Source organism: Streptomyces sp. NPDC025806 (assembly GCF_055558275.1).
Window position 1 is genome coordinate 662634 of sequence record NZ_JBVHMU010000002.1, and the last position, 25965, is coordinate 688598.

A 25965-nucleotide genomic window follows, 5' to 3' on the forward strand; every position below is an offset into this window, starting at 1 on the left:
GCGACCCGCCGTCCACCACCGGGGCCAAGCGCCTCCCGGAGTCCAGGGCAACCCTGATCCTCGCTCCGGGCGCGCCGAGCAGCTCGCGTTTCGACAACGAGTCGCCATCGGCTCCCTCCCTCCCTCGGTCCTCAACGTCCGCTTCGCTCGGCTCCGTTGCCGGGTGCGGGGCAGTTCATGGAAGGCCTGTGTCCGACGTGACCATCTCCGCAGGCACCGGGACGATCCAGGCTCGTCCACCTTGCGGACCACTGCCGGAGTCCTCCGTTATGTGCCACCATCTGCCCATGGTTGGCTGCAGCAGTCATTCAGTGCTCGGCGCTCTGCTCGACACGGCCATTGCGCCTCTCAGCGACTTGACGAACAGGGCGTTCAGCAAGGGCGTCGAGCGCATCGGGAAGCGCGTCTGCCGAAACCGCGACGGCGAGCAGTGGTCGGCCGAGCAGCTCATCGAGAACCTTCGTGCGTTCGAGGCGGGGAACACCAGGTCTGCCCACTTCCTGAAAGGGCCTGTCGCAGCGGAGATCCCCCTGGAGGGACGTCGCGTTCTGCGCCGGCAACGCCACTGCGCCCGGGCGGAAGAACGGCCGGAACCTCGTCGCCGTGCGCGAATCGGCGATCGGCATCACGTCGGCCAAACGCACCACCGCCCGTCGGAACACCACCAGAGGGCCTGGCTCCTCCGAGGCGGGTGACGGCTTCGGCCGGTCAGCGTCTATGCCGACACCGTCGCGATACTTCAGGGCCTCAGCCTGCGGCCTGTCCGCGGGCCCTCCTTGCGCGGCCGCCGGGGCGCCGTACCCCGCGAGCGAGGTCATCGGCGACCCCTGCCCGATGTTCGAGGAGGACGCCGTCAACTGCTCAGTAGTCATGGGTAGGTCGCCAGGTCGTGTGACGGGCGATTCCTGCACGCCGAACCACCGGACGGGCCGGTACTGCGACGTCGCCTGTCAGGCCCGCGCCGGCGGCCACTCAGTGGCCGAACAGCACAGCAACAGCCCGACTCGTCACCGTCAACAGCCCAGCGAAAGGCCCGTCCATGAAGCGAACGCTCACGCTGATCACCGCGCTGGTCGTCACCGCGTTGTCGCCGACAACGGCGCACGCTGCGGTCAAGAAGGCCAAGCCTCCACTCAGTTGCGAGTCTCGGACGTTCACCTCGAGACCGGGCCCGAGCTTCAACGACCCGGAGGACTCTGACGCCCAGATGAGCGTCATGGGCCCGATCATCGAATCGATCAACAGCGCCGGCTGCGGGCAGACCATACGCGTCGCCATGTACTCGATAGGCAGCACGCAGCCGGGCCCGGACTTCGCCGACGCCTTGATCGCCGCGCACCAGCGCGGCGTCATCGTCAAGGCGCTGATGGACTCGCACAGCGACAACGCGATCTGGCAGTCGATGGTCACCGAGTTGGGCAACGACCCCCGAGCCTCCAGCTTTGCCGCGCTCTGTCCGGGCGGCTGCCTGACCCACTACTCCGGCTCCGCCCTGCACGCGAAGTACTACATGCTCAGCGGCGGGAGCGACGCGAACAGGACCGTGACCGTCAGCAGCGCCAACCCCACCTCCGCCCAGGCCAAGACCGCGTGGAACAGCGGCGCCACCGTCAAGGGCAACGTCGACCTGTACAACTCCTACGTCCGCTACTTCACAGCGATGGCCAAGGGGGCGCTCAACGGTCCGGGACCGCTGGTGCCCGACTACTACAGCTCCAGCAGCGGGCAGGCCGCCAGGACACTGTCCCCGCCCTCCTATCAGTGGCCCAAAGCGCGCTCCAAGAGCGACACCTGGGTCGACTTCCTGAACAACATCAAGGCACCCGCCACGATCAACATCGCCATGTTCCAGTGGACCTCTCACGGGCAGCCGGGCGACCGGAACTATCTGGAACTGCCGAAGAAGCTGGTGAGCCTGGCACAAACCGGCGTCAAGATACACATACTCTTCACCGCCGGCCAGGTTGACGGCAGCGTGCAGAACTACCTGAAGGACCGGCCGAACATCGACGTGCACGACACCACCCGTGGCATCGATGCGAACGGCAATGCCCTGCACTACACGCACGACAAGTACTTGATGGTCAGCGGCAGTTATGCAGGTTCGACCAGCTCCAGACTTGTGTTCGTCGGCTCCTCGAACTGGACGAGCAACGGCGTCTGGCACAATGACGAGTCGGACCTGAAGCTGACCGGTCAGTCCAGCTACGACGCGTTCATGACGGACTGGCGGAACCAGTACGACCGCTGCTGTGGAACCGCGTGGCAGCAGTTGAGTGCCGAGGCGCGCGCCGAGAACACGGCACCCGAGATTCCGATCGATCCGAGGCAGGCTCAGGAATAGGCAATCTCAGCCCCTCTGCCCAGTTGACGAGTTCGGCCGGGCCCGTGCTGCCGGGTGATTCCTCGGAGTGCCTCGACCCGCAGCGAACGGATCCCGACGACGGCGCCTTTGCGGTCGGTCACCCGCCTGCCATCCGCAGCAGCAGTTCCCGGGCCGACCATCAGCAACCGCCGGGCCGCGACAGACGCGTACTGAGACGATCTCCCGCGCCTCAGGCTGCGACAGCGATCGTCCCGCTGAGGTGGTCGTAGGCCACGTGGCAGTGCAGGCGGACACCGGCCGCCAGGGAGTCGTCGTTGAGGTAGGACCTCGGGCTGTGGCTGGGGACCAGGCCCCGTCCGCCCGGAATCGGCTCCAGCGAGCCGTCCTCGGTCAGCCTGCCGTCCTGTGCGCGGAGCATCAGGTACACGCCCCGGTACTTGTTGACGAACTCTGAGACGTCGTCGTAGCCGAGGGGGCGGCGTCTCGAAGACCGACTGATCGCCGACGACGCGCCGAACCGTGGGCAGCACCGCGGCGATCCAGCCCTTCTTGTTGTGCACGGCCGGGACATCCTGCGGGTACTCCACCTCGGCCGTGCAGTCGCAGGCGGCAGCCGTCTGCTCGGCGAGCGTGGTCAGCCGGGCCGCGGGCATCGGATCCACACCCATCCACGGGGTGGAGCCGTGCACCTGCTGTCCGGTGAGGCGGATCCTGACCATGCAGGAGACGCCGAACTGAATGCCGATCCGGTGACCGACGTGCTTGTTGGGCAGCGGGCCCAGGTGCGTCCAGAACGCCGTGGTCGGCCGCGGATCGTCGCACGCTCCCTGGGCGAGCGTCTCCTTCGCCCCCGACTGCTCGTCGGGCGGAGCCCGCTCCTCGGCCGGCTGGAAGACGAACAGCACCTTGCCCGGCAACTGATCGCGCACGCCGGCCAGGACAGTCGCCGCACCGAGCAGCATAAGAAGGAGGGGCGTCGGGACCGGGGCGGACGAGGGTGGGTGCCGTTGTGTAGGGGGAACGGCGACAGGACGTGAGCGAGGCGGTAACAAAACGTGAGCGGCAGGCGGGATGATTCCCATGTCAGCAGGTCAAGCGGGGTAGCGGTTCGCCGCCCGTTCCGGGCCGCGGCTGCATTTCCGTACTCGACCGCCATACCCTCGGGGAATTCACATGCGTACGACGTTCCACTCCCGCAAGCGCTCCGCCACCCTCGGCGCGGCACTCACCGCCGTTCTCGCCCTTGCTCTCACCGCCTGCAACGGCGACGACATCGCGTCGGGCAACACGCAGACCAGCCCCTCCTCGTCGTCGGACCAGGCGGGCAGCTCCGGCGGTAGCGGCAGCACTGGCGGCAGCGGCGGGGCGGACCAGTCGGGCCAGAGCAGCAACTCCGGTGGGAGCGACCAGGGCGGCGACACCGACAACGGTGACAGCGGCGCCGGCTACGCCGACGTGTGCCGCACCGACGTGCTCGACGCCAGCGCCGCCGACAACACCACGGACGAGACGAACGGCGTCGTCACCGTCACCTTCAAGAACATCGGCAGTGCCGACTGCCGTATCAACGGCTTCCCGGGTGTCGACATCAAGACGTCCCTGGGCGACACCTTCTCCGTGGAGCGCAACGGCGAGCAGGCCGTGCCGCAGGTCCTCAAGGAGGGCGACGCCGCCGCCTTCAACATCACGTACCCGGTCAACAACAGCGGCGGCTCCGGCGTGAAGCTGACCGACATGGTGGTGACGCCCCCGAACGAGACCAAGCCCGTCACCCTGACGTGGCCGGCGGGCACGCTCGCCGTCACCGACGGCAACGACGGCGGGAAGATGCAGGTCAGCCCGGTGGGCAAGGTCAGCGACTCACCGGCAGGGTGACCCCGCCCCCGCACCGCTGGCCCCCGCCCGGGAACTGCTGCCGGGAGGCCGCGGTGATGTTGAAGGTCCCCATGGTGCGCTTGCCGCTGCGAAGGACGCTCCCGAGATCCGTACTGGGGCGATCGCTGACCCGGCCGGAGTCCGTCGGCAGGGCGCCCGCGATGGCCTTCGCCGTCTCGCTGCGCCCGGAGCCGAGCGGAGCCCTCCCAGGCCCACCACTTCGCCGGGCCGCAGATCGAGGGAGACGCCGCCCAGCCGGTGGCGGACCGTCAGCTTCACGGCCCTGAGCACCGGTTCGGCTCCCGCGTCGTACTCGCCGGAGAACTGGCGCTCAGTCCCGTTGCTGACACCGTGTCAGAAGGCTTTGTCGATGTCCGACTTGGCGTCCTTCTCGGTGTAGGCGCTGTCCTTGATGACGATGTGCTGGCTCACCTTGTCGCCCTTGGTGAAGGAGTCCAGGGTCTGGAAGGCGAGCGGGCCGAAGCGCGGTTGGTCTCGATCAAGCCGGAGATCCAGTCGTCGACGATGCCCTGGACCGCGTTCCGCGTGCCGTCCACCGTCACGATCTTGACGTCGCCGGCCTTCTTGCCGGCGTTCTTGAGCGCGTTGACGGCGCCGAGGCCCATATCGTCGTTCTCGGCGGTCCCTCACGAGGTGTCAGACGGAACCAAGGCCATCGACCCGGCGCGGATCCGTCGGTGGCCCGGGGCGGGGAGGGCTCGATGCCGATCGACGCGGCGTCGGGCGGCACCTGTTCGTGGTGGCGGTGGCGGCCACGCAAGTGCCGGAATGGAGGTGGGCGGTCCGTCACAAGCAGTCACGAGGCCGCTGCCGCTGCCGGCCCCCGCACACGGTTGGACGAGTGGTCCCTGGTGGCGGGCACCGTCTCGTGCGGATGAAGGGCGCGGGTCCGGCCTCGGGACATGGAGTCAGGGCCGGTGGGTGGGCATCGGCCCTGACTCCGTCGGCTCCGGTGCCACCGCGTCGGGGACGGTGACCACGACGCCGGCGTCACGGGCGAGCTGCAGCGCAGTGTCCGTCGCGGGAGCGGAGACGATGACACGGCGCTCGTGGCCGAGAGCGGCGACCAATTCGTCGATCCGGTCGCGCAGACTTCCACGCCGGGAGACGGTCACGTGATCGGCCGCCGCGTACCGCTCGACGGTCACCGGCCCTTCGGTGAGCGGATGCCCCGCCCGCACGGCGAGGACGATCCTGTCCTGGCCGATGAGGCGGTGGCGGATGTTGGGCTGAGACGGAGGTTCGGCACTCGAGGCCACGTCGACCTCCCCACGGCGCAGCTCAGGGGTGTCGTGGCCGGGCTCGACCGTGAGACGCATCTTCACCCCCGGCGCCTGGCGGTGCACCGCGGCGACAAGGGCGGTCCCGTAGGCGGTGGTGAGGGCGTCGTGCCAACGGACGGTAAACACCCGATCCAGACCCGCCAGGTCGAGCTCCGTACGGTCGGACAGCAACTGGTGAGCCTGCTGCACCAGGGTGTGAACCTCGGTACGCATGGCGAGCGCGCGGGGCGTGGGTGTCATGTGGCGTCCGGTGCGGACCAGGATCTGATCGCCGGTGGCCTTGCGGATGCGGCCCAGTGAGCGGCTCATCGCCGGCGCGGTGACATGAAGCCGGGCCGCGGCCCCGGCCACGCTGCCCTCTTCCAGCAGCGCGTCCAGGGCGGTGAGCAGATTCAGATCCAGTTGCACGGCGGGAACCATACAAGAGAACGCCATGCACGTGGTGTTAACAATGGACGCTTCTGCATCCTCGATACGAGGCCGAGAGGAAGAGCACCGACGCCCTCCGGCGGGTCGGGGACTCCATCACCGCCCTGCACCCCGCCGGACTGGCGGTGAGACTGTCCGTCCCAGCGACGCTGCAGCTCATCCACGTCGCCGCCGGACGCATGGACCCTTCTCGCAGTAATTCACCCCCCCGCTCCGACCTCGTATCCGGCTCCGGCTCCGGATACGGAGACACCGTCACCGGTCTGAACGGCAGGCCCTGGAGAACGGTCGACCGCGCTACGGTTCAGAGCGTCGTCCGGCTGCCGGCGAGAAGCCGGGTCATCATGGCCCGCGCGTGTTCGAGTCCGGAGCCCAGGCCCAGGATGCACAGGTGCCGACCGCGCGCATCAGGGTGCAGGCGCCGGGTCTGTCAAACGAGCGGTCCTACGGAGACGGCTGTCAGCGTGTGCTGCAGGATCCTCCGCGAGCAGCGCCACCGAGCGCATGCTTGATGTCCTCTGGAATGGCTGAGAGATGGCTGCCGGGCTTATAGTCACCGCGTCGCGAAAAACGGTGCCCCGCGGGTCCAACCGCCCGGGCATCGCTCGTACACCGATGCAGATGGTTCTGATCGGTGAGCGTCTCCTGCCGAGACCGGACGTTCCGTCCGCTCACGGCGCTGGCCATCGCCGACGCGTGTCGGCGCCACAGAGGAGCGCAGCATGCAGAAGACCATCGCCATCATCGGAGCAGGACTGGGCGGGCTGACGCTCGCACGGGTGCTTCAGACGCATGGCATCGCCGCGACGATCTACGAGAGTGAGGCTTCGGCGGAGGCCCGGGCGCAGGGCGGCCTGCTCGACATCCATGAAGAGACCGGACAGGTCGCGCTACGCGCAGCCGGTCTGTACGAGGAGTTCCTGACTCTGGTCCGCCCGGGCGAGGACGCCAAATGTGTGGCCGACCGCCACGGCAGAGTCCTCTTCGACAGGCCCGCGGACCCCGGGTCGGCCCGTCCAGAGGTGGATCGTGGCGCACTGCGGCGCCTGCTCGTCGGCTCACTGGCGCCTGGGACGGTCAGTTGGGGTCACAAGCTCACCTCGGTCCAGCACTGCCCACAGGGCGGATACGACCTCACCTTCGCGGAAGGCTCCGCCGCCCGCGCGGACCTCGTCATCGGCGCGGACGGCGCCTGGTCGAAGGTGCGACCGCTGCTCACCCCGGCCGAGCCTTCCTACAGCGGAATCTGCTTCATCGAGATCGCCCTCACCGCGGACGACCCGGACCACCGAGCGAGCGTGGCCGCGATCGGCAGCGGCACGCTGATGGCGGTCGCGCCGGGCAAGGGCATCATCGCCCATCGTTACGCCGACGGGGCCGTGCGCGGATACGTGGCGCTGAACAGACCCGAGGCATGGATGAGGTCGATCGACTTCGGCGACCTGTCCGCCGGCCTGCGTCACGTCGCCGACGAGTTCGACGGCTGGTCGCCGCTGCTCACCGCCTTCGTGACACGGAGCGACGCGGAACCGTGGCTCCGGCCCATCTATGCCCTTCCTGTCGGGGTTGCCTGGGACAGGGTGCCCGGAGTGACGCTGGTCGGCGACGCTGCACATCTGATGTCGCCCTTCGCCGGGGAGGGCGCGAACCTCGCTATGTTCGACGGCGCGGACCTGGCCGAAACGCTGGTCGAGCAACCCGACATCGAGGTCGCGCTCACCGCCTACGAAGAGCGGTTGTTCGTGCGCAGTAGCGATGCCGCCGGCCGCGCGGCGCGGAACCTGGAGATCTTCTTCGGCCAGGAGGCACCGCGGAGCGTCGTCACTTTGTTCGCTCGCTCCTGATGCCTCAGTCCGGCTTCGCGATCTGCCGCAGACCCTGAAAACTCTGGCCGGCGTTCGCCGCCCGCGGGAAGCGTTCGGCTCACGTGCCACGATGGTCACGGCGTCCACCCATGCGATGCGAACCAGGGCGCGAACGACGCGGCACCGGCTTCATGGCCACAGGGGAGGCCTTGTGGGTGCCGGGCAATCTCGACGTTGCGCTTGCGCCTTTTGCGGAGTCCGGGACGCGAGAGGTCAGCCGAGAAGGGCGGTTGCCTCGACCTCGACGAGGACGTCCGGCTCGAAGAGGTAGTCGACGCCGATGAGGGAGGCCGGGGGCATGGGGAGGGGGAGCCCGATGTCCTGGGCGACGGATTCGACCCCGGCCATGAAGTCGGTGATCTTTTCCGGGGTCCATCCGGTCACGTAGAACGTCAGGCGCAGTACGTCCGCGAACGAGGCGCCCGCGCTCGTCAGGCCGGTAAAGGTGTTGCGCAGCGCCTGGGCGACCTGTCCGGTCAGATCACCGCGTGCGACCGGCGTCCCGTCGGCCTGGCGTGCGATCTGGCCGCTGACGTGTATGTGCTTGGTCCCGGTGCCCACAGCGACATGGTGATAGGGGGTCGGCTGCAGCATGCCGTCCGGAGTGAAGTGCTGAACTGCCATGACTCGCTCCTTCGAAGTAGGTATCTGTAAGCTACCTAGTGGCAGAAGGACACTTCAATGAGACCAGGTTTCGCCATGGATACCGCCGACGAGCTCCGTATCGACGCACCACACCGCGAACTGCTCGACCAGATCCTCGACAAGTGGTCGCTCAGCGTCCTCAACGAGCTGTGTGAACGCCCGTGCCGCTTCAACGAGCTCCGTCGGGCGATCCCGTCGGTCAGCCAGAAGTCGCTGACCGCCACACTTCGGCGGCTTGAACGCAATGGCGTGATTGAGCGCGAGGTCGTCTCCACCCGACCTGTAGCGGTCCGATACCGCATTACCTCTCTGGGGAAGACCCTTCGGCACCCCGTCGACGTGCTGCTGGCCTGGGCATCGCAGAACATGCCCACCATCGAGCACGCACGCGAAGCGTTCGACACGAGGGAAGAGAGCCTTCGCCCCCTCGAGGGCTGAGGAGCCTGGTATGAGGGCCGGGGTGGGGGAGTCGGTGCCAGCCGGTCGCACCAGAGATGCGGGCCGGAGCGCGGGGGCGGGATCGCCCCCAGCGGTTCGGCCGACAGAAGGCCGCCGGGAAGGTCCTCGTATGCGGCCCGACAGAGGAAGGAGGGGTGTCGGGTCACGACGAGGTCGCTGTCAACGCCGTCGGTGAGAGACGAAGAGACATCTCGGTGGGGCCATCGTGCGGGCTCACGGCAGGTGACAGGAGCAGAAACCGGACAGCGGTTCCGGCGCAGTACGTGGAGGGAAGCAAGCAGAGCCTGAACGTGCGCCTTCCTCAGCTGGTCGACGACTTCGGGCGAGCAATGCTCAAGACCTGTGGATCGGACCCGGGTTGGACGCGAAGGGCGTACCTTCCCGGGTGATCGATTGACTGGAATCGAGTAGGCCGACGTTGGCCCGTCGGCTGGGAAGGTACGCCCATGCTCACGGTAGTCACCGAGGACGGTTCGACGCGAGGCGGGTCCCTGATCGACGAGATCGTCCGGGAAGGCGCCAGGCGAATGCTGGCTAAAAAGGGGGCGAACACACAGGTCCGAGCCCCATGGACCGGGGCAAGCCGGGTTCCAAGATGCACGTCCTGTCGGACGCGAACGGACTGCCCCTCCTCGTCGGCGTCTCGGCCGGCAACACCCACGACAGCGAAGGGCTGAAGCCCATGGTCGAGGGTCACCAAACGAGACACGACCCCCACCGCGGCCGGTACTTCAAGCCCCAGCGCCTCCGCGCAGACAAAGCCTACGACCGCGCCGACCTGCGGAAATGGTTACGTGGCAAACGCATCGGAGTACGAATCTCGCGCAAAGGCATCGAGGCCAGCGAACGATTGGGCCGCCGCCGCTGGGGCATCGAGCGGACGATGTCCTGGCTGTCCGGCTACCGACGCCTGAGCCCTCGCTACGAACGCGATCCCCGCAATTACCTGGCCTTTCTCGGACTGGCAGCCGCCCTGTGCTGCTACAAACGCCTCGTCCGCCTCACCACGTAGGACACGGTCTATGCGGCCGAGACGGCCTGCAGTGGGCTCAGCCCGGCGGCCCGGCGGGCCGGGAAGGCGGCCGCGAGGGTGCCGGTCGTGAGGGAGAGCAGGCAGACGAGGAGCAGTGTTCCCCAGGGGAGGGCCAGGGCATACTGGTCGATCGCGCCGTTGGCGAGGGAGCCTACCGCCCAGGCGGCGAACACGCCGCCCGCCAGACCGAGGAGGGTTCCGAATCCGGACACGGTCAGCGCTTCCAGGTGGATCATCCGGCGGACGCCGGAGCGGTCCATGCCCAGGGTGCGCAACGCGCCGATTTCCCGGGTGCGTTCGGCGACCGACATGGCCAGCGTGTTCACGATGCCGAGCGCGTTGATGACGACTCCGATGGCGAGCATCCCGTACATCACGTTCAGCAGGCCGGCCATGGTCCCCGCAGCCTCCTGGACGAGTTGGTCCCGGTCCTGCACTTTGAGCAGCGGGTTGTTGTCGACGGCGGTGCGCAGCCGGGCCTCCAGCGCCTTGGCCCCCGGGGCGTCGGTGCGTAGCAGGACACGCTGGATGGAGCCGGGCAGGAAGCTGTTCTTCGCGACTTCGGTGCGGGCGCCGAGCGCGTCCCGGGCGATGGGATTGTCCTTGTAGACGCCGACGATCGTGTACTTGGTGAGCTGTCCGCCGCGTCCCAGGCTGGCGTTGAGCAGGCCGCCGGTAGTCACCCCATGCTCCCGGGCGAGGGTGCTGGAGACAGCGATCCGGCCCGGGGACAGCTTCGCGGCGGAGCCGGAGACGAAGTCGAGCTTCATGGCGTCGCGCACGGTGACGGGATCGACGCCGGAGATCTGCCGGACCCCGCCGCCCGTGAACAGGGTGGAGTCCGTGATCGTGTTCGCGCTGCGCACCCCGGTGGTGCCGGCCAGCCGTCGTACGGCGTCGGGGTCGATGCCCGTCATGGTGGAGCGGGTGCTGACGACGTAGTCCGCGCCGAGACCGGCCGCGGCCTGGCGGTCGAGGGCCTGTGCGGTGGAGTGGCCGATGACGGCGAGTCCGGTGACGAGGCCGGTGCTGATCAGCAGGGTCGCGGCGGTGGCCGCGGTGCGGCGCGGGTCGCGCAGGGCGTTGTCGCGGGCGAGGCGGCCGGTGACACCGAGGCGGCCGGTCAGACGTCCGGTCAGCCGGATCACCGGGACGGCGAGCAGCGGTGCGAGCGCGATGAGAGCGGCGACGAGCAGGCCGCAGCCGAACATCGCGTTCCGCAGGTTCTCCTCGGAGGCGTCCTGCGCGCTGCTGAGCGACACGAGCCGGCCCGCGCCGAGCACGAGGAGGCCGAGGCCCACCGCGCCGCGCAGCCTGAGCCGCTGTTCCGTGGGCGGCTGTTCGGCGGTGCGCATTGCCTCGACGGGCGCGGTCCGCCCGGCCCTGCGGGAGGGCAGCCAGGCGGCGAGCATGGTGACACCGACGCCTACGCCGAGTGCCGCCGCGACCGAGCGCGGGCCGATCACCAGCGGGCCGCTGGGCAGGGCGGTCCCGTCGGCGCCGAGGACGTGGGGCAGCGCCGCCGCGATGCCCAGTCCGAGCAGGAACCCGGTCACCGAGGCCACCAGACCGACCACGAAGGCTTCCAGGAGGACGGAGCGGGACACCTGGCGGCGCGAGGCGCCGATCGCCCGGAGCAGCGCGGTCTCCCGGGTCCGCCGTGCCACGAGCATGCTGAAGGTGTTGACGATGAGGAAGGAGCCGATGAAGAGCGAGACCCCGGCGAAGACCATCGGCACCTTCTCGTAGCCGCGGGTCAACGTGTCGACGAGGATGGCCTGTTGGGCTGCCTGGGCCTGGCCTGTGGTGGCCTCGGCGCGGTCTGCGGGGAGGACGGCCGTGACCCGGTCGGCGAGTTCGTACGCGGTGGTGCCGGGCGCGGCGGACAGGTCGATGCCGGTGTAGTGGCCTGGGGTGGCGAACAGCTTCTGCGCGGTCGCCCTGTCGAACAGCGCGAGGGTACCGCCCGCGGTCACCCGGGTGTCGTCGGTGGTCACGATGCCGACGAGCCGCTTGGTGAGGGTCGGGCCGTCGGTGGCCAGCGTGATCGAGTCACCGGTGTGGAAGCCGCCGGCGGCGGCCGTACCTTTGTCGACTGCGATCTCCCCGCTGTTCGCGGGGGCGCGTCCTTCGGCCAGCGGGTAACGGCTGTCCTTGCCGTCCTTGCCCGGTACGTACGTGGTGGCCAGGTTCGACCAGGCGTGGTCGGCACGCAGTGGGCTGCCGTCCGACGCGTTCAGGATTGCCGAGCCGTCGGCCGACGGGCGAATGCTGGCGACACCGGGCACCTTGGCCAGTTTCGTGGCGAGCGCGTCGTCGAGCACGCCGTCCTTTGGCCCGTCCTGAGCACCGGCCCCAGGGGCCTTCTCTGTCACGGTGACGGCGATCCCGGCGAAGCTCTTTGACGCGGCGGCGCGGTGGGCGGCGGCGACGGAGTCCGCGAAGACGAGGGTGCCGCTGACGAACGCGACGCCCAGGCAGACGGCGAGGACGGTCATGGCCAGCCGGGCCTTGTGGGCCAGGAGGTTGCGCAGTGTGGTTCTCAACATGGGCGACTTCCGGGGGAGTTGCGGTACGGGGCGGGGCGGGACGGGGTGCGGGTCAGTCGTCGTGGGAGCGGGAGCCGAGGCTTTTCATCAGGTCGAGGACGCGGTCCGGGGTGGGCCGGGCCATCTCCTCGACGAGGCGGCCGTCGGCGAGGAACACGACGCGGTCGGCGTAGCCCGCGGCCGCGGGGTCGTGGGTGACCATGACCACGGTCTGGCCCAGCTCGCGCACCGAGTCGCGCAGGAAGCCGAGGACCTGGGCCCCGGCGCGCGAGTCGAGGTCGCCGGTGGGCTCGTCGGCGAAGACGATCGCCGGCCGGGAGGCCAGGGCGCGGGCCACGGCGACGCGCTGCTGCTGGCCGCCGGACAGCTGCGCGGGCCGGTGGTCCAAGCGCCCGGCGAGCCCGACCATGGAGATGACGCGGTCCAGCCATTCCCGGTCGGGGCGGCGTCCGGCGATGTCCATGGGGAGGGTGATGTTCTCCTGCGCCGTCAGCGTGGGCAGCAGGTTGAACGCCTGGAAGATGAACCCGATCCGGTCCCGGCGCACCTCCGTGAGTTGCCGGTCCCCGAGGCCGCCGAGCTCGGTGGTGCCGATGCGTACAGAGCCGGAGGTGGGTGCGTCGAGCCCGGCGGCGCAGTGCATCAGTGTGGACTTGCCGCAGCCCGACGGGCCCATGATCGCGGTGAACTCGCCCTCCCGGAAGGCGATGCTGACCCGGTCCAGGGCGAGGACGCGGGTGTCGCCGCTGCCGTAGACCTTCGACAGGTCGGTGGTCGCGGCGGCAATGCTGGTCATCGGGGGTGGCAGCAGGAGGTCGGCGGCCATGAAGTTCCTCTTCTCGTACGGAAAGACGCACAAGAAGGGTGTCCGGGGAACGTATCGGAGCCTGGGCCACGGTGTATCGGCCTGCGCTCGACCGTGCGGCAAACCTGCAGCAGGCCGGCGCCCCGGAAGGGCCTCCCCGCGCGTCGGCGCGGGAAGGCCCTTGGGAGAGGGCGAGGACACGGCCTAGCGACGTCCGACCTGCGCGACAGGGGGCGGGGGCATGCCGACGGCCAGGAGCGTCCCGCCGAGGAACAGGCCGATCACGCCGGGCACTCCGGCGGGCTGTCCCGTCACCGCCCCGCTGTATTCGTGGCGAGGACGCCCACGCCCAGCAGCAGGGGTACGACGTCGGTGAGTGCGCCGACACCTTAGACGCCCCGCAGGACGGCGGTCCGCGAGCGACAGCCCCGCTGTGGCTGAGCGGGCGCCGTGTGGGCGGACGCGCTCATGGTGACTCCTCGAGTCGGTCCCGTACCGGGGCCGGTGACGTGGGGCACGGCTCTGTGCGGGTGGCGCGTAGAGGGCGCTCCGGGTGTACTTCGAAGAGTGCCGGAGGAACATATCGGGGCCTGGGCGACCGTGTATCAGCTCCCGCTCCACCGTGTACCGACCGAGCGGCAGCCCCCAGCGCGGGTCAGGCGGGCAGCCTCAAGGTGGCGACGGCGCCGCCGTCCGGGGCGTTGTCCAGCAGCAGTTCGGCGCCGAGGACACGGGCCTGCCCGCAGGCGATGGTGAGCCCGAGGCCGTGGCCCGTACCGCGTTCCCGCGCGCCGGTGTGGAAACGGCGCGGGCCGTGGAGCAGCAGGTCGGGCGGGAACCCCGGGCCGTGGTCGCGGACGACGACCGTGCGTTCGTCTACGGTGACGCGCACCGGGCCCGAGCCGTGCCGGTGGGCGTTGACGACGAGGTTGGCGACGATCCGTTCCAGTCGCCGCGGATCGGTCTCGACGCTCTGCGCGGCGTCGGCGTCGATCTCGGTGTCGAGACCGGTGCGGGAGACAGCCTCGGCGACCACGGCAGCGAGCGGCACCCGGGCGTGGACCGGCTGTTCGGCCCCGGCGTCCAGCCGGGAGATCTCCAGCAGGTCCTCGACCAGGTCCCGCAGATCACGCACCCTGGCCCGCAGCAGATCCTCGGTCTCACCGGGCGGCAGGAGGTCGGCGGCAGCCAGCAACCCTCCGACGGGGGTGCGCAGTTCGTGGGCGACGTCCGCCGTGAACCGGCGCTCGGTGCGCAGCCGCTGCGCGAGGGTGTCGGCCATCCGATCGACGGTCGCGGCGATGTCGGCGACCTCGTCACGCCCCTTCGTGGGACCCGAGCGGGCGTCCAGGTCCCCGGCGGAGATCCGGGCTGCCGTCTCGGCGACGCGGCCCAGCCGTCGGGCCAGCAGCCCGGCGCCGTAGACAGCCAGTGGGGTGGCCGCCGCGAGAGCGACGAGCGAGGCGATCGCGATGGCCGCGTCGAGGCGGGACAGGTTGGCGCAGTCCGTGCTCAGGTTGACCTGGACGGCGAGGACCGTGCTGTCGGGGCCGCCGGTCCGCTGGGCGGCCCAGACGCGCGGGCCGATGTTTTCCTCGACGTGACGGTCGTAGAACACGTGCCGGTCGCCGTCATCCGGCACGCGCAGCGCGGAGGGCAGGTCGTCGGGGTCCAGCTCGGCGCCCTCCGTCAGGACGCCGGTGCGCCGGTAGACGCCCATGGCCGCGTACACGGCATTGAACGCCCGGGCCTCACCCCGGCTGCGAATGTCGTCCGCGGTCCACACGTGCACCAGGACGCCGACGGCCGCCACGACGAGCAGGGCCATGGCTCCGGCGAGCGCCGCGATCTTCCAACGCAGCGGGGTGCGGCCCTGCCCGGGCCGGCGAATGGGACGCACGGTCACCGCCTGAGCTTGTAGCCAAAGCCCCGGACCGTTTCGATCCGGTCCCGGCCCAGCTTGCGGCGCAGCCGCTGCACGCACAGGTCGACGACCCGGCTGTCGCCGTCCCAGCCGTACTCCCAGACGTCCCGCAAAAGAGTGTGCCGCTCCAGCACGACGCCGGGGTTGGCGGCGAACTCCAGGAGGAGCTTGAGTTCCGTCGGCGTGAGGGCGACCGGGTCGCCCGAGACGAACACCTCCATCCCGGCGGTGTCGAGCCGCAGGTCCCCGAACTCCAGCACGTCATCCTCGGCCGGACGGTGCCCATGCGGCCCCGGGCCACTTCGGACAGCGGGCGCGTACGTGGCGCGCCGCAGCAGCGAACGCATCCGTGCCACCAGGACGTACGTCTCCACCGGTTTGACGACGTAGTCGTCGGCCCCGGCCTCAAGACCGGCGACCACGTCGAGCCCGTCGCCGCGGGCCGACATCATCAGGACCGGCACCAGGCTGGTCTCCCGCACCCGGCGGCAGAGGCCGATCCCGTCGAGGCCGGGCAGCATCACGTCGAGGATCAGCAGGTCGAAATCGCTCTCGCGGAAGGCTTCGAGCCCGGCGAGGCCGTCGGCAGCGGCCCGCACCTCGTAGCCGTAGCGCTCCAGGGCGACGGTGAAGGAGCGGCGCATGAGGTCGTCGTCCTCGACCAGCAGTACGCGGGCGGTCTGCCCGGAGGAGGCGGGCGAGGACAAGGGGGCGGCTCCTGTTCGAGTGAGGGGCGGACGGCGGCACCGGCTTACGTGCACGACACGTCCACAACGTGCACGCGGTCACGCGGCCAAGCCGCATCCGGAACGATACGGCAGACAGTAGACAGCCCGACGTATCACTCAGTGGCCCGCACGACACCGGACCGGCTCCCTCGCGATCGCGAAAGATCCCAGGTGGGGCCGTATCTCCGCCAGGTGAGGACACCGTGCCGGAAGGCACGGCCACGCTCGGCCGCGGCCCTGCGCTCCGGTTCGATGCAGGGCCGAGCGCTGTTCGATACGCCGTAGATACAAAAGCGAGCAGGATCGCGGAGGGCGGCACCCCCCAAGCCTGGCCAGGCACCCCCGGCGCCGAACAGTCGGTGACCCTACGTAAAGCCGGGACCCCCTGGCGCTCCCGCCCGCGTCGCCGGACCGCTCGCACAGAGCCATCCCCCGCACCAGCACACCCTTCTCAGGCGACCGCGCCGCCTGGAACCCCCACCGCGCCCCGAGCCGCTCGGCTTCCTGCACAGGAGTGAAAGCCTCGACCGGCCCCAGTGATGACCTGCTGCTCCAGCCCTCTGGATCCGGGCCTGAGACGGCACCGGCTCTGTAGGGGGGGCGTGCGGCGGCGCCCTGGGCATGAGTGGGCCGTTCCTCCCTCATGCCCGGGGCTGGTTCATCTGCGGAAAGGCGCTACTGATCCTGTCCGACAGGGACGTAGCGCAGGAGCAGCATCGCCGAGTCGTCGTCGATCTCCGGCGCCCAGTCCGCAAGGTCGTTCCGCAGAGCGGCCAGCACCTCGGCCGGCCGCGCGAGGCGTGGGGCTGCGGCGAATCTCTGGGCCAGTGGGAAGAACGTCCCGCTCGCGTTGCGAGCTTCGAGCACTCCATCGGTCATGAGGAGGAGCTCGTCCCCCGGCGCCAGGTGTAGCTCGGCCGGCGTGGCCTGCTGGACCGCAGCGTTCAGTCCCACCCCCAGGGGCATCCCGCTGGGCATGTCCAGCTCTCTTACTGCACCTGCGGCTGTGCGCAACAGTGGGTAAGGATGGCCGAAGTCCAGCACCGCCGCCGTAGCGGGGGACGTGGTGCCGAAGATCAGGACGGTGGCGAAGCCCTCAAGCCCAGCATCACGTTCCAGACTACGGTCGAGGCGGTCCGCGATCTTCGCCAGGCACCCTTCTTCGTACGCTGCCTCACGGAAGACGCCGATCGCCATGGCGCTGGTGCGCACTGCTTCCAGACCATGGCCACGCACATCACCGATCATGCCCCGCACGCCGTGCGGAGTAGCGATGACTTTGTAGAAGTCGCCCCCGATCTGTGCCTCGTCGGTTGCAGCCACGTACGAGGCAGCCACCTGGAAGGGGCCAACCCGAGAAGCTGGCTCTGGAAGGAGCGCACGCTGCACAGCGTCGGCTACACGAGCCACTTGTTGGAGCGTGCTCTCACGGGCCCGCCCCGTCCGTTGAGCCCAGAGAGCCATGGCGGTCGCTCCCAGCACCCCCACCAGGCCGCCATACGCAGTCAGGTGCCACAGATCATGGTCATACCAGCTCATTGCCACAGTGAGAGCAAGCGACATCAAGCAGGCGACGAGGACCGCGCGCACACTGCCGTTGATAGCTACGAGTAGGGGGAGCATGGCGTATACAGCAACGAAGGAATACCCGGGATCCGTAGCCAGGTCCACCCCGGTCACCAATACGGCGATCAACAGCGCGCCCCACAAGGTCCACCCGCGATTCCTCGGCACCCAGCCATGCTCGTGGACTTTGATCAGATCTGCCACCGAGCAATCCGGGGCGCCGCCAGTGACCTGCAATGTGACCGGCAGCACGCCTCAGACAGCCCGCAGCTGATCCCGTCCTCGAACGCATCCGGGTCAAGCGCCCGGGCGGCAGCCGTACCCGGACCCGGCCCGATCACGGGGACGGCGCCAAGGACCCCACAGCCCACTCCCAGAGCGGTCCCTACGCGTCTACGCCTGTTATGGCGCCGTCGCCGTCGGTCCGCCGCCTGACCCGTGACAGGCCGCACGGGGCGGGGCGTTGTCCGACACGCGCGGTAACGTGCTTTTGCCATATGCGTGAGGCTGAAAGAGGGGGCCGCGATGGGCACGGTGCAGCACCGAGCGGGAAGGCCGGCCGGGATTCGTTTCGACGAGAACGGTTTGTCGGACCGGCAGTGTCAGATCCTCGCGTTCGTAGAGGGCCACATCCAACGGCACGGCTACCCGTCCCTGCGGGAGATCGGCCACGCCGTCGATCTGTCCAGCACCTCCAGCGTCTCCCACCAGATCCGCGTCCTCGAGTTCCCCGTCAAGTTCTTCTGTTCAGTGCCTGCGCCAGGATCCGTGATTGGTGGCGCGGGTGAGTTTCGGTGCTACCTGGCTGACGGCCCGGGGCTGTACGCCTGGTAGAACGATGCGGTGACGCGACCCGAACTGATTGATCTGAGATGCGAGTTGATCGGGCCGCTGCATCGCTTCCTTGTCAGGCAGGGCTGGCCCTCTCGCGCTCTTCATACCGAAGGACACAATTCATGCCCATGACGCTCGCTACCCATACACGCACAAAGAAGACTCTTAAGGTTTTGGCCTGGATCGGCGTTGGACTGATCGTGTGGGGCGGAGCTGCATGGTGGATCAACCGCGATGACATCGGGAAATGCGGTGGCCAGGTGATGAAGCCTGGCGATGTGTGCAACACCATCAGTTCTCGTGGCGGAAGTTCGGCGTCGTACGAGGAGTCGCTGCAGGATGCAGAAGACCTCCTTCTGCTTAACAAGGCGCTCGTCGCTGGGGGTGCTGCCGTGTTCGTCTTGTCCACGGCTGGCCGGATCGTGCTTGCCCGACAAGGAAGGGGAAACTAGCGCGAGGGTCGAGGAATCACGTTCGCTTGGGATCCGGGCACCGCGCCCACCTCTGCTGGACATCCGACCCAACTACCATCCGGGCAGTTTGGATCGGGCGCGACGCCAGCGATCGACCCAGCCCTTGCCGAGAGAGAGCTCTGTGAACAGTCCCGCTCCACGCAATCCCTACGGCTCCGGCGCCCCAACTCGCGGCGCCGGAGCTCCCAACCGTCCCGCACCCCAGGTGCGGAGACCGCGCCGCCCGCTCCTGGCCACTGCGTTCATAGCGCACGCGCTGCTGGTCGGCTCGGTGATGACAGGGGGGATGCTCTACCTCATGTACACAACGTGGGTGTGGATGCAGGACGCCGCGCCCGAGGACAACCGGGTCATCGGCGGTGTCGTCGGCCTGTTCCTCTGCTTCGTGGGCCTCTTGTTCGGCCTGGCCGTCCTCGCCGGCGGGATCGGGTCACTTGTCGAGGCCGATTTCGGGCCCGGCACAGCGCACTACGGATGCACCCCGCTGTTGGGCCTTGCGATCCTGGCCGTGGGCAGAGGGCTGCTCGCCTGGGAACCGAGTTCCTACGACTGGCGTGTGCAGATGGCCGGTTTTGGAGCTGCCGCGGTTGTGCTGGGTATTGGAACGGCACTGTACAAGGCGCCGTCGACGCGGGCGCATTTCGGGCATTAAACCGTCGTTTCCGTTCCTTTAGGGGTTCTCCTAGGGAACGGGACGATGGTGTCGGAGACAGGTGCACGTTCCGTCGTTGGCGCTCCGTCTTGAGTGAGGACGGCGCCCGCGAGCGTGAGTAGGGTGATCAGCTGGTGGAGCTCCTCGATCTCGGCATTCTGGCTGGCGACGGTCTTCTTGAGCCTGGTGACGGATTCTCTGAGTCGCTTTTCGGATTCCGGGATCTGCCGGGTTTCTTTGCGGACGCGTTCATAGAACTCGTTCTTCAGGTCGACGTGCCGCTTATGGAGGGCCATGCGGTGGACGGCGGCCTCGGCGGCGAGCGCGACGACGGTGAGGCCTGCCGTTGGAGGCCGTGGCCTGTTCGGCCAGGAGCCGGTCCATGGCCTCGCGGATGAGGATGCGCTCGTCCTGGTGCTGTTGGTTCATATCCATGCCCCGACAGGCGGGCGGTGGCGTCGTGTGCGTCGGCGGTCTCGCGGAGCCTGTCCGCGTGGGCACGCATGCGCTTGCTCACGGGTTCCGGTGCGTGGGCGGCCAGTTGGTAGAACTCCTCGGCTCGCTCGCGCAACAGTTGGGCGTGAGTGTCGGTGCGAACGGCATTGCCGCAGCCTGGCCGGCAGGCGTATTGCCTGGGTGTGTTTGCGTGCGGCGGGATCGCAGAGTGCGCCGTCCCGCTTGAACGCACAGATCAAGAACGCGTCGAGGTTGTTGAAGAGAACAACACCGTCCCGGGCGAGGAACGCGGCAGCTTTCCGCACGAACGTGCGAGAGACGACGCGGGCTGTGAAGCGACGGACCCCCGTGTCGACCAATCCGTCCGGTCGCACATACACGGGATCACCTGGCCTCAGCTGATCCTGGCCACTGCCTCCGGCAGGTCCCGTACCCCCAGGAGACCTTCATCTGGCAGCGGCCCCCACTGCTCGGGATCCGGCACCCGCACTACCTGCCACGTACTCAACCCACACCCCTCCTGGCGCTTGAACACGCCCAATCATCAGGGAACTCGAGAGCGAGCAAGGGTTACCTGCGCCGTGACCCGAACCGGCCGCGCGCGTACGTGCCGGCCGAACCCTCTTCGCACCGACGCGGCCACGACACCGCGGTCGACCCCCGACACGCGGGCACGCGTACGAACGCCGAAGTCCCGGTGCCCGCCCAGTCGCAGGACGGCGAACCCCCGTACGGCCGGGCCGACAACGGAGTCGAGGTCCCTGTGGTCGGCCGTATCGCGGCTGGTGTGCCCATCACCGCGGTGGAGAACGTCGAGGGCACGATCACGTTACCCAGCACACTCGTCGGCGCGGGCGAGCTGTTCGCGCTGACCGTGGTCGGCGACTCCATGAACGGCGCCGCCGGAATCCTGGACGGCGACACGATCGTTGCGCGGCGCCAGCAGACCGCTGAACACGGCGACGTCGTGATCGCGATGCTCGACGGCGAGGCGACCGTCAAACGGCTCCGCAAGGACGGCGCCGACACCTGGCTGGCCCCGGACAACCCCGCCTACCAGCCGATCTGGGGCAACCATGTCCAACTGCTGGGCAGGGTCACAGCTGTCCTGCGACGCCTGTGAACCACCACGTCCTCATACCCGACGCAGGGCCGCGGAGGCGTTCTGCCCCTGCGCGGTGCGCTCAACCGACGAATGAACGGCGGCACTGAGAATGACTGCACCTGCCGACGACGGCTATGCCGGATAGGACCTGTGGGCACCCGAGCCTCCACGGCCCCGCCCTCGGCGGACTCCTGCACCGCGCCGGACCACCCTTGAGCGGAATGCGGCCTGCAGGACGAAGACCAACGAGTGCGCCACGGTCGCGCCCGAACTGAAGGACGCCATCGGGCACGATCCCGAAGGACACCGCATCGCCGGCCGCCTGGTCGGGCGGGGCATCACCACCCCCGCCGCGCTGTGGACGATGACCGTCAGCGAACTGCAGCAGCAATTCGCAGGCCTTGGCGACAGCGCGTTCCGACGGCTGCGCGACCGGGGCCTCGTTCAGCCCGAAGGCCCCGACACACGGGTCCTGCTGTCCATGACGGCCGCGTCCAGCCTGCTCACCCCAGCCGAGACCGCCTCGTTGACGACGCTCCTGCAGTACGCCAAGGACATGAGATGGACGATCGCCCGAGACTGAGCAGCAGACGACTGCGTCGGCGGCCGGGAGCACGAACGCGGACCTGATCCTCGACATCACGGACGGAGAGATCGCGGTGCTGCCGGTGACCGCTCCGGGACCTCTGACCACACGTCAAATCCGGTGCAGCGGCTGGCGGGGGAGCGAGGGACCCCGGGCGAGACGGCAGCCCACGGACGACGACAGCGACAGCCTTGGGGCCCTGGACGTGCGGTTTCACGGCAACTGGGGGACTGCGGTGTTTGACGGCGCCGGGGTGGGTGGGATGGTGCGTCAGGAAGCGGCCGGTCTCTCTCCCCCCGGGCCGGCTGCCTCTACGCCAGGTCCGGTGTCCCGCCTGCTGAGGTGCACTCACTCCGCCGCTGCTGGGTCCGAAACGGGACACCGGGGCCTGGCACGCTCCCTCGGCCACGGAAGAGACTGGTACTCCTGGGCTCCGTAGCCGTGGTGATGGGGCCGGCAGGCGCGTACGGCAGGGCAGGCACGCTGCTCCTTGCCGGCGGTGATGCTCGCGATCTCGGTAAGTGTCGGCCCGGCCCCCGTGGGTCCGGGCCGACACCTGCAGGGCCTGATCGGTGGGAACCAGGCTCTGCGTGCGGGCGGCAATCACGGGGTTCTGTCCCCTTCCCGTGGCCTCACGCAGACAGGTCAACAGCCGAAACTGCGGAAAGGTTTCGCCTGAGCGTCCTGTGATCGGGCACCTTCCGCGTGGACCGCGCTTGCGTCGCCTTTCGCGCTGCCCGCCAGGATCGGCTCGTCGCGGCGGCTGCACAGCCGGGCGCCCTCGTAGCTCACGGCTCACCGCCGGCGACTCGTCCAGGTCGCCGACCGTCCGGGCCAGGGCGCTGAGCGTGAGGCAGGCCGCGAGCGAGCTCGGGCTCAGACCCGCCGTAAGCGCCTCGCGGGCGTCAGCGAGTGTCTTGTCCCGCGAGCACCAGGCGCGCGTGCCCCGGTTGATGCGATCGGCCTGCGCCTGGACGAGGGGCATGAGCCGCCGGAGCTCGGCTAGCAGGTCGCTGGCGGCCAGGGCGGGGCCGTTTCCGTTCCCGGCATTCGTCGTTGGATTGGTCGAGTGATCAAGGCCGACGGGGGCGAGCATGCTTCAAGAGTGGTTCGAAGAACCTTGGGTGAGTCGGGCCCTGGTGGCCGGCGGCGAAGGCTTGTGCCGACAGAACCCGGGGGGCTCGAGCGTGGCCTTGGCCGGATCCGTCGATGCTGCGCCTCGAAGCTGCTGACTTCCCATGTGCGAGTGCTCGAAGGCGACCCTCGCGAGGAGCCCGTGGGCGTTTTTGTGTGACGCCCGTACGTGGGCGCGGAAACGTTCAGCCCCGCCTGCGGCCTGTGCATCACAGGCGCATCACCTTTCTTATCCACAGGAGTGTTTTGTGAACGGTATTCTGACCGCTTCGCCGTGGCGTCTTGTCACGGTGGCGGCGTTGAGCGGCTGTGCCCTGCTGGGCGTCGCCCCGCCGTCCGGAGCTGCTGAAGCCGCCGGCGAGCAGGGATTCACCGAAGGCACCCACACCTTCGTCGTTCCCGACGGCGTCACCGAACTCACCATCGACATCTGGGGTGCCGGAGCCGGCGGGGGCGGCGGTGGCGGCGGCACGACCGGCGCCGGCGGCGGTGGCGGCGGCAGCTCGCTTGGCTCCGGTGGCGGGGGCGGTGGCGGCGGTGGCGGCGGCGGTGCCGGTGGCAACGGCGGCAGCTCAGGCGGCTCAGGCGGCTACGCCCGCTGCACGATCCCGGTGACGCCCGGCGAAAGCCTCACCATCGAGGTCGGCGCCGGTGGCACGGGCGGCCAGGGGGCCAAGGCCGGGACCAACCGCATCGCTGGCGGCTCCGGCGGCAACAGCACGGGTGGCGGCGGATACGACGGGACCGAAGGTGACAACGCGCACTTGGGTCTGGATGGTTGGGACGCGCATCGCACCCTGGTGAAGCGTGGCGGCACGGAACTCGCAGACGGGGGCTACGGGGAAGCGGGCTCTGGACCGGGCCACTACGGCAACGGTGGCCTTGGCTCCTCCGGCTACAGCACGGGCGGCGGCTGGGGTGGCGGGAACCTGTCACTCAAGCACGCCGGCGAGGGCGGCGCCGGCGGCATCGGGGCCCAGCCCAGCAGCGCCAGCCCCAAGCAGGGGGCGGCCGGGGCAGGAGCCTGCTCGCCTGACGGCACCACCCTTCAAACGGCCGAGGGCACGGTGAACCTCGGAAGCAGCGGCCAGGCGGGGGCCGACGGCCGTCGCGGCCAGGACAGGGACAAGGAGTTCTCGGCACGCGGTAAGGGCGGGGACGGCGGCGCAGGCGGAGCGGGCGGCACCGGTGGCGCCGCCGCCGCAGCACCGGCCGGCGCGGGCACCGTCACGCCCCCGGCCGGTACGGGAGCCGGTGGTGCGGGCGGCGATGGAGCCGCGGGCGGTGCCGGTGGGCGCGGCGGCGACGGCGGCGGCGACACGGCCGGTGGCGGCCACGGCCAGAACGGTGCGGACGGCGCGAACCCCCAGCCCGGCAAGCCCGGCCAGAACGGCGGCGCCGGCTACGCCCACCTCAGCTGGTGATCCGGCAAGGGACTCGGTAACCACCCCGGCCTGAACCACCACACCCCCACGCCGTAGTTCCTGCAGCCTGGGGCCTGGCATTGATCGATTACCCGCGGCTTCGGCCGAGCCACCCCACGCCTTGAACCAACAGTCCCGGGCTGATCCAACCACCTCGAAAGATCATTTCGTTAGGGCTCCTAAGTGTCGGCCCGGCCCCCGTGGGCCCGGGCCGACACCCGCAGGGCCTGATCGGTGGGAACCAGGCCCTGTGTGCAGGCGGCAATCACGGGGTTCTGGCCCCTTCCCGTGGCCTCACGCAGACCGCTCAACACCCGAAACTGCGGAAAGGTTTCGCCTGAGCGTCGTGCGCTCGGGCACCCTCGCGTGGACCGCGCCTGTGTCGCCTTTCCTAGGGGAGGCCCTGCATGCCCCGGCGGGCTTGCGAGCCGGCGTTGCCCGCCCCGCCCTGTCGACAGCACTACTCAGGGAACTGCAGAAAGGCGGTCTGCACGCTCAGCAGATGAGTGTCGGGGGAAGTCTCCACGTAGCGGTCGATGACCTTCTGGAACCGGCCGGCTGTGAAGTCGTGACGTTGTCTAGAGCTCGTACAGCGGCAGGAAGTGGACGACTGCTTGCTCATAGGGATGGGCGTCACGGACAGCCTGTTGGACGTCCGCGGCCTGATCTGCGTCACAGACTGATTCGATTCGGCACTCTTCGCTGTGCTGAACGACGCCCACCTCACCTTCGTACGGCTGCGCACCAGGCAGGGGCTGCCAGTTGCCGGTCACTTTCCAGATGCTGGAACACCGCGCGTACTCGCCCACCCGTCCTGCACCGGCGGCGTGGAGAGCTTCGACCACAGCCGCCGCATGACTCTCAGGAACGGATATCTCGATCTTCAGACGCGTCATGCCCGGACCTTAGCAACCCGTGTAACCAGCACTTTCACAACAGGTAGTCGCCCCCGGTACGAAGGCCCCCGCCCAGATTGAGCAGGGGCGTCCTTGTCACTGGTCGTCGGTGCGCCCTGTCGGCGACTGGGCCGTTCGCCCTGAGGGGGGCACGGCCTCCGCCGCGTGGCGGAGGCGCTCCGTCTGCGCGGGCGATGTTTCGTGGCAGCCGTCTCGCGAGGGTGGAGCCATGAAGATCAGCCTCCTGCACAGACCTCCGAGCGTTGATGACACCGAACGCCCGGTGCCGCGTTGGGCGATGCGCCTGGCTTACGCGCTCCCGTTGATCTTGTTGCCCTCGTGCCTGTGGCGTCTGCCGTTCGCCGTTCACTTCGAGATGGGCCAGACCGGTCAGCCAGGCATGCCTTCGTACTGGATCAGCGTGCCGTACGTCCTGACCCTCAGCGTGCTGAGCGAACTGATCGCGCTCCTGACGATCGGGCTGGTGCGGGGCTGGGGCGAGGTGGCGCCCGCCTGGATCCCAGGCATCGGCGGAAAGCCGGTGCGGGCCGGCGCGGCCTTCGCCGCCGCGCTGTTCGGCGGCCTGGTCCTTACGCTGCTGTTCACCTCGATCCCTCTCGGCGGCGGGCAGGCGCTCACCGCGTTCGGCGTCATCGACCGCGTCGACTACGCCACCAGCGCCTGGCAGGCCCTGGCGCTCACCGCCACCGGCCCGGTCGCCCTCTGGGGCCCGATCACGATCGCCCTGGCCTTCGCCTACCGTCGCCGCCGCGCTGGAAGCTAGCTGCCCTCAGGAGCACATCGCGCCGCGCGTCCGCTCGGCATCACCGGCGCCCGCCTGCGAGATGCCATCCCCACCCACCCCGCGCGAGCCGAAGAGGCTTCCGTAGCCGGCAG

Annotated in this window: 21 protein-coding genes and 5 pseudogenes; 12 read left to right on the forward strand and 14 right to left on the reverse strand. The window is 69.2% G+C overall.

Features of this window, described 5'->3' with window-relative positions; all coding sequences use genetic code 11:
• Positions 1-308: 308 nt before the first annotated feature.
• A complete protein-coding gene (locus tag ACZ4E1_RS06670; RefSeq protein WP_467536476.1) occupies positions 309-872 on the reverse strand; it encodes a hypothetical protein in 564 nt (187 codons plus the stop codon).
• Positions 873-1039: 167 nt separating this feature from the next.
• Between ACZ4E1_RS06670 and ACZ4E1_RS06675 the strand changes: the two genes are divergently transcribed.
• The gene (locus ACZ4E1_RS06675) at positions 1040-2344 is read left to right on the forward strand and encodes a phospholipase D-like domain-containing protein (RefSeq protein ID WP_467536478.1); all 1305 of its coding nucleotides are present in this window, start codon (positions 1040-1042) and stop codon (positions 2342-2344) included.
• A gap of 211 nt (positions 2345-2555) precedes the next feature.
• On the opposite strand, the gene ACZ4E1_RS06680 is transcribed toward ACZ4E1_RS06675, so the two are convergent.
• On the reverse strand, positions 2556-2744 hold the full coding sequence (locus ACZ4E1_RS06680; RefSeq protein WP_467536679.1) for a hypothetical protein: 189 nt from the start codon (positions 2742-2744) through the stop codon (positions 2556-2558).
• Between the two features lie 121 nt (positions 2745-2865).
• Positions 2866-3408: pseudogene (locus tag ACZ4E1_RS06685) on the reverse strand (M20/M25/M40 family metallo-hydrolase); the annotation flags it as partial.
• 91 nt (positions 3409-3499) lie between these two features.
• On the opposite strand from ACZ4E1_RS06685, the gene ACZ4E1_RS06690 reads away from it, so the two are divergent.
• A complete protein-coding gene (locus ACZ4E1_RS06690) occupies positions 3500-4201 on the forward strand; it encodes a DUF4232 domain-containing protein (RefSeq protein WP_467536480.1) in 702 nt (233 codons plus the stop codon).
• Between the two features lie 82 nt (positions 4202-4283).
• Here the strand turns inward: ACZ4E1_RS06690 and ACZ4E1_RS06695 are convergent.
• The 3 genes and pseudogenes from ACZ4E1_RS06695 to ACZ4E1_RS06705 form a co-directional block, all read right to left on the reverse strand.
• Positions 4284-4528 (reverse strand): annotated as a pseudogene (locus ACZ4E1_RS06695) (ATP-binding cassette domain-containing protein); the annotation flags it as partial.
• 27 nt (positions 4529-4555) lie between these two features.
• Positions 4556-4842, reverse strand: a pseudogene (locus ACZ4E1_RS06700) (LacI family transcriptional regulator); the annotation flags it as partial.
• A gap of 288 nt (positions 4843-5130) precedes the next feature.
• Complete coding sequence (locus ACZ4E1_RS06705) at positions 5131-5913, reverse strand: LysR family transcriptional regulator (protein ID WP_467536482.1); 783 nt, start codon at positions 5911-5913, stop codon at positions 5131-5133.
• A 743-nt stretch (positions 5914-6656) separates the two neighbouring features.
• Between ACZ4E1_RS06705 and ACZ4E1_RS06710 the strand changes: the two genes are divergently transcribed.
• On the forward strand, positions 6657-7778 hold the full coding sequence (locus ACZ4E1_RS06710; protein WP_467536484.1) for an FAD-dependent oxidoreductase: 1122 nt from the start codon (positions 6657-6659) through the stop codon (positions 7776-7778).
• Positions 7779-8012: 234 nt separating this feature from the next.
• Here the strand turns inward: ACZ4E1_RS06710 and ACZ4E1_RS06715 are convergent, their stop codons facing one another.
• A complete protein-coding gene (locus ACZ4E1_RS06715; protein WP_467536485.1) occupies positions 8013-8423 on the reverse strand; it encodes a RidA family protein in 411 nt (136 codons plus the stop codon).
• A 75-nt stretch (positions 8424-8498) separates the two neighbouring features.
• On the opposite strand from ACZ4E1_RS06715, the gene ACZ4E1_RS06720 reads away from it, so the two are divergent.
• Entirely contained in the window at positions 8499-8882 is a 384-nt protein-coding gene (locus tag ACZ4E1_RS06720; RefSeq protein ID WP_467536487.1) for a winged helix-turn-helix transcriptional regulator, read from the forward strand.
• A 559-nt stretch (positions 8883-9441) separates the two neighbouring features.
• Positions 9442-9915: pseudogene (locus tag ACZ4E1_RS06725) on the forward strand (IS5 family transposase); the annotation flags it as partial.
• 8 nt (positions 9916-9923) lie between these two features.
• On the opposite strand, the gene ACZ4E1_RS06730 reads toward ACZ4E1_RS06725, so the two are convergent.
• The 5 genes from ACZ4E1_RS06730 to ACZ4E1_RS06750 all read right to left on the reverse strand — a co-directional run bounded on the left by ACZ4E1_RS06730 (position 9924) and on the right by ACZ4E1_RS06750 (position 17712).
• Positions 9924-12485 (reverse strand): ABC transporter permease, encoded by a 2562-nt coding sequence (locus ACZ4E1_RS06730; protein ID WP_467536489.1) that lies wholly within the window; start codon positions 12483-12485, stop codon positions 9924-9926.
• A 52-nt stretch (positions 12486-12537) separates the two neighbouring features.
• Positions 12538-13311, reverse strand: coding sequence for an ABC transporter ATP-binding protein (locus ACZ4E1_RS06735; RefSeq protein WP_467536491.1), 774 nt, complete (start codon positions 13309-13311; stop codon positions 12538-12540).
• Between the two features lie 634 nt (positions 13312-13945).
• Complete coding sequence (locus tag ACZ4E1_RS06740) at positions 13946-15196, reverse strand: sensor histidine kinase (protein ID WP_467536493.1); 1251 nt, start codon at positions 15194-15196, stop codon at positions 13946-13948.
• Entirely contained in the window at positions 15193-15921 is a 729-nt protein-coding gene (cseB, locus tag ACZ4E1_RS06745; protein WP_467536495.1) for a two-component system response regulator CseB, read from the reverse strand. The genes ACZ4E1_RS06740 and cseB overlap by 4 nt, the downstream gene beginning before the upstream one ends.
• 696 nt (positions 15922-16617) lie before the next feature.
• Complete coding sequence (locus tag ACZ4E1_RS06750; RefSeq protein ID WP_467536497.1) at positions 16618-17712, reverse strand: PP2C family protein-serine/threonine phosphatase; 1095 nt, start codon at positions 17710-17712, stop codon at positions 16618-16620.
• A gap of 321 nt (positions 17713-18033) precedes the next feature.
• On the opposite strand from ACZ4E1_RS06750, the gene ACZ4E1_RS06755 reads away from it, so the two are divergent.
• The 3 genes from ACZ4E1_RS06755 (at position 18034) to ACZ4E1_RS06765 (ending at position 19467) form a co-directional block, all read left to right on the forward strand.
• Complete coding sequence (locus ACZ4E1_RS06755; protein ID WP_467536499.1) at positions 18034-18342, forward strand: LexA family protein; 309 nt, start codon at positions 18034-18036, stop codon at positions 18340-18342.
• Between the two features lie 128 nt (positions 18343-18470).
• A complete protein-coding gene (locus ACZ4E1_RS06760; protein ID WP_467536502.1) occupies positions 18471-18794 on the forward strand; it encodes a hypothetical protein in 324 nt (107 codons plus the stop codon).
• Between the two features lie 334 nt (positions 18795-19128).
• On the forward strand, positions 19129-19467 hold the full coding sequence (locus ACZ4E1_RS06765) for a hypothetical protein (RefSeq protein ID WP_467536504.1): 339 nt from the start codon (positions 19129-19131) through the stop codon (positions 19465-19467).
• Here the strand turns inward: ACZ4E1_RS06765 and ACZ4E1_RS06770 are convergent.
• Positions 19464-19896: pseudogene (locus ACZ4E1_RS06770) on the reverse strand (hypothetical protein). The gene ACZ4E1_RS06765 and the pseudogene ACZ4E1_RS06770 overlap by 4 nt on opposite strands.
• A gap of 547 nt (positions 19897-20443) precedes the next feature.
• Here ACZ4E1_RS06770 and lexA point away from each other — a divergent pair.
• From lexA to ACZ4E1_RS06785, 3 genes are all read left to right on the forward strand, one after another.
• Positions 20444-21046, forward strand: a complete 603-nt coding sequence (gene lexA, locus ACZ4E1_RS06775; RefSeq protein WP_467536670.1) for a transcriptional repressor LexA — start codon at positions 20444-20446, stop codon at positions 21044-21046.
• Positions 21047-21392: 346 nt separating this feature from the next.
• Positions 21393-21611 carry a hypothetical protein gene (locus ACZ4E1_RS06780; protein WP_467536506.1) on the forward strand — a complete coding sequence of 73 codons (219 nt, stop codon included), beginning with the start codon at positions 21393-21395 and terminating at the stop codon, positions 21609-21611.
• A gap of 1385 nt (positions 21612-22996) precedes the next feature.
• Entirely contained in the window at positions 22997-24172 is a 1176-nt protein-coding gene (locus ACZ4E1_RS06785; protein ID WP_467536507.1) for a hypothetical protein, read from the forward strand.
• A 578-nt stretch (positions 24173-24750) separates the two neighbouring features.
• On the opposite strand, the gene ACZ4E1_RS06790 is transcribed toward ACZ4E1_RS06785, so the two are convergent.
• Complete coding sequence (locus ACZ4E1_RS06790; protein WP_467536509.1) at positions 24751-25068, reverse strand: hypothetical protein; 318 nt, start codon at positions 25066-25068, stop codon at positions 24751-24753.
• A gap of 229 nt (positions 25069-25297) precedes the next feature.
• Between ACZ4E1_RS06790 and ACZ4E1_RS06795 the strand changes: the two genes are divergently transcribed.
• Positions 25298-25852: a hypothetical protein gene (locus ACZ4E1_RS06795; RefSeq protein ID WP_467536511.1), complete on the forward strand. Its 555-nt coding sequence runs from the start codon at positions 25298-25300 to the stop codon at positions 25850-25852.
• Positions 25853-25965 lie beyond the last annotated feature (113 nt).